General features: G+C 71.0%; 1 protein-coding gene and 1 pseudogene. Both read left to right on the forward strand.

Features of this window, described 5'->3' with window-relative positions; genetic code table 11:
* A pseudogene (locus tag ACNFOC_RS54805) lies at positions 1–334 on the forward strand (LLM class flavin-dependent oxidoreductase); the annotation flags it as partial.
* Between the two features lie 40 nt (positions 335–374).
* Entirely contained in the window at positions 375–725 is a 351-nt protein-coding gene (locus ACNFOC_RS54810) for a metallopeptidase family protein (protein ID WP_328681869.1), read from the forward strand.
* Positions 726–791: the final 66 nt, after the last annotated feature.

Below are 791 nucleotides of genomic sequence, written 5' to 3' on the forward strand. Positions count from 1 at the left end.
GCACGACATCCACCGGGCGGCAGCCGCCGCGGGCCGCACCCCCGACGCGATCACCCCGGCCCTCTTCGTCACCGTACGAATCGACGAGGACGTACAGCACGCCCGAAAAGCGACGGACGACTACGCCCGCGCCACCTACGGCATGCCCCTGCCCGAACTGGAGAAGATCCAGGCCGTCGCCGCGGGCACCGCCGAGCAGGTCACCGAGCGTCTGAGCCGGTACGTCGGCGCCGGCGCCCGGCACCTCGTCACCCGCCTGGCCGCCCTGAACCTGCCCGCCCAACGCGAGCAGCTGGAGCGCGCGGCCGCACTGATCCCCCACCTCCGTGTGTGACCACGACCCCGAACCGGCGTTCGTCCCGGACAATGGGCGTGTGCTGGAAATGACACGCGAGACGTTCGAAGAGCTGGTGAGTGAGGCCCTGGACCGGATCCCGCCGGAGCTGACGCGGGTCATGGACAACGTGGCCGTGTTCGTCGAGGACGAACCCGACCCGTCCGACCCCGAGCTCCTCGGCCTCTACGAGGGCACACCCCTGACCGAACGCGGCGAGTGGTACGCCGGGGTCCTCCCCGACCGGATCTCCATCTACATGGGCCCGACCCTGCGCTACTGCGCGACCACGGAGGACGTCGTCCACGAGGTCGCCGTCACCGTCGTCCACGAGGTCGCCCACCACTTCGGCATCGAGGACGAGCGCCTGCACGAACTGGGCTGGGGCTGACCCCACTCCCGCGACCCGTCCCGCACACCTGCCCCCACTCCCGCGGACGGTCCCGCATACCTGCCC

It is taken from the genome of Streptomyces colwelliae, assembly GCF_048158785.1.
GTDB lineage: Bacteria > Actinomycetota > Actinomycetes > Streptomycetales > Streptomycetaceae > Streptomyces.